Source organism: Stieleria sp. (assembly GCF_041595215.1).
Lineage (GTDB): Bacteria > Planctomycetota > Planctomycetia > Pirellulales > Pirellulaceae > Stieleria > Stieleria magnilauensis.
The window spans coordinates 1-2,902 of record NZ_JBFHKV010001074.1; the positions used below are offsets into that span (position 1 = coordinate 1).

General features: G+C 60.3%; 3 protein-coding genes. All 3 read right to left on the minus strand.

Annotated features, from left to right (window positions below):
* Positions 1 to 182: 182 nt before the first annotated feature.
* A complete protein-coding gene (locus tag ABX749_RS28160) occupies positions 183 to 1,148 on the minus strand; it encodes a GyrI-like domain-containing protein (protein WP_372898958.1) in 966 nt (321 codons plus the stop codon).
* Positions 1,149 to 1,227: 79 nt separating this feature from the next.
* Positions 1,228 to 2,265: a hypothetical protein gene (locus tag ABX749_RS28165; RefSeq protein WP_372898959.1), complete on the minus strand. Its 1,038-nt coding sequence runs from the start codon at positions 2,263 to 2,265 to the stop codon at positions 1,228 to 1,230.
* A gap of 42 nt (positions 2,266 to 2,307) precedes the next feature.
* Positions 2,308 to 2,902, minus strand: a 595-nt coding sequence (locus ABX749_RS28170) for a hypothetical protein (RefSeq protein WP_372898960.1), incomplete at its 5' end; no start/stop codon positions are given.

Consider the following 2,902-nt stretch of genomic DNA (forward strand, 5'->3'; position numbering starts at 1 on the left):
CGCCACCACAACCACCCCGCGGCGAAAAACGACCGCAGCCGGCCGCAAACGCCTAGGCAAATCGCTCAAGGAAATGAACCCGAGCAAGTAGTGCATCGCTCGCTTGGCCCGGTCACAGGCGACCGTTCGACCATTCCGCGCGAGCAGTGATGCAGCCGAGTCGCAATCGCCCGAAGCGATCGTCATTTCAGCGGCACGTACAACTGAGTCACCAACGCCTCGGGCGGAGTGTTCTCGGGGCTATTGGCGTAGAGTTCCACGCCGGGCAGTTTTTTGTGGACCTTGCGTTTGCAGGCTCGCAAATTCTGGTAGGCCGCTGCCCAGGCGTTGCCCAGATGTTCGTAGCGTCCGGTATGGGTGACGTGCATGGCACTGAAGCCTGGCAGAGAGCGCGCGGTCAAGCCCGGCGGCGTTGCCGTGCCTTCGTCGACCACCATGCCACTGGTGTATGACAGCGTTTGTGTCTTGAGGTCCATGTCGTCGTAAACCGACAACCACTGGCCATCGGTCGCGATGCCGGCGTCCTCAAGTGATTGATGGACCTGTTTGATCGTGTCGTCCATCGAGGGCCCAATCTCGGCCAGCGTCGACCGGCCGGATTTTCCGACGATGAAGTAGGGCTGTGATTGAGCGATTCCGTTGACCACGGTTTGTGTTGCGACGTCACCGGTCTCGACCCGTTCTTTCAGCATCCGCAACCCGCGGTCGAAATCCATGCTCATCAAGCTCACCATCATCGATTTCATCCAGAACATGAAAAACGGCAGGGCTCCCTGCATCTCCCAGCGGACCAGCGTTCCGTCTTGGCTGTCTTCGTTTCGAGCTTTCTTGACTTCGAAATGAACCTTGGATTGCGACCGCCAGGGACGCGTGAAACGCAGCTGCGCGTGCAGGGTGCCGATCGATTGCGTCGCGGTCGGCCGATGCAGTTCCTGGTGCTCCATCTCGCCCGCGCCCACGACGGGGCCTTCCCAGCTGTAACCGCCACCGACCGCGGTCGGATCGCCCTGCAGCGTGACCTTGGCGTCCTTGTCGGTGAGCAACCACGGGGACCAGGTTTTCCACGTCGCGAAATCGCTGAGGATGGAAAACACGGTCTCGGGATCGGATTGGATGTGCGTCGTTCGTGAAACGGTGAAAGCCGGCATGGCGTGGGACTCTCGGACGTAACTGGGACAGTCGTGGCGGAGAATGCCAGTTTAGCACGGCGGCGGCGTTCCGATCGGGTTAAACGACTGGCTGCTTGCGTCGGCTTTTGAACCACTCGGCAAAGCGGGTCCAAAACTTTTTGGGCATCCGTCCGGTGATCAATTCTTCGGTCCAGGTTTCGCGGCTGGAATCAAAGTTGTGCCAGGCGGCCTCCAGATAGGGCTCCGACGACGCCGACAGGGTTTCGTAGAAACCTTTCTCGGAGATCTCCGTCAACGCGTCGCCGTAGTGGGAAAAGAAATGTTCATCGAGCAGGCTTCCGGCGACGCGGACGGTCGACAACGCGCCCCGCGTGGACAACGACAAGCGATCGATGGCGAACATCGTCATCGTCGTGCTCACGTCCCAGATCCCGACGTGCGCTTGGCCGGCGGCGGCTTCCATTTCGTTCCACAACCGTTTGATCTCGCTTTGCGGAATCAACTTGCGCGGGTCCACGTTCTGGATCTCAAGCGTGAGTTGCGAGATCGTTTCCGTCATCGCGTCGACACTCAACGGCGGCGCGTTGGCTGCGCCCGACGCTCGGGCGCCGGTTTTTTCGAGTGCATCGACCAGATCCGAGACATGATCGATGCTGGATGATTCGTCGATGATCCCTTCACGTTTGAGTTCGTCGCTGAGCCGTTTCAGGTAGTGGCTTGAGCCATAGGCAACGTCGTTGAACACCGCCAGGACCGTGATCGGCGAGAGGTGCAGCGTCGCAGCGCCGGCCAAATCCAACAGCCCGCCGACCGCCTTCTGTGCCAACTGGGCTTCTTCGGCATCGGCCGCGACCGCGTTCGGATTTTCGACGCCGCCGACGTCATGGATCATCATGTCCAACGCTTGCTGGACGAATGCCGAGTAGGTCTTGGACGATCGGAACGCGGCCGGGATCAACCAGCCTGCCGTCTCGTTGACCAATCCTCCGACGACCGCCGACGCGCTCCGCGCGGTCCGCTCCGGCAGCGACAACCCATACGTCAACGTGCCGAACAAGGAAGCGGTTTCGGCGGCCTCGGGAACACTCGCGGCCTCGACGGTCTGGGGGACGGTCGGTGGTTGGGGATCCGGCATGACAAGTCCACGCGAGGCAGTGATTGGGTGGTGGAAAGTGGATTAAGGTACCACCACGCCTGCCAACAGCTGGACCAGCGGTACGTCTTCGGTGGAAATGATTCTACCGATCGCCACACAACGTGACTCGGTCGGCACGTGGATTTCCTTTGACGATCGGATTCGGAGTTGCGACCCGTCGGCGAGTTCAAAAAACGATTCGGTTTCCCCTGTTTTCAATCGCCCGATCAGTAACATTCCATCGGTCTGACGACGCCCCCAGTTGATCCATTCGCTGCACAGTGGCTCCAACGTTTGCAACGCGTCGGACTCCATCAGTGTCTTCAGAAGTTTCGCCACACTCGGGCTGTCCGACGCAAACTCCAAGCTTCCGATCTGTGAAACCGAACGATAGGCCTGCAACTGCGCCAGCATCCGCTGCCGCGCCGGTTGGTCTTTCGAATCGTCAGCCTGCCATCGGCTGATCGCCCGGATCGCCTCGGCACAGGCTTCGGTCAATGCGGCGGTGTCGAGTTCAGGGGCGGGGATTGTCGGCGTCTGGGGCGCTTCGGTTGCCAAATTTTTCGATTTCGATTCCGCCGTCTGGGTCGGTTCAGGAGCAGTCGGTTCAGGAGCAGTCGGTTCAGGAGCAGTTGGC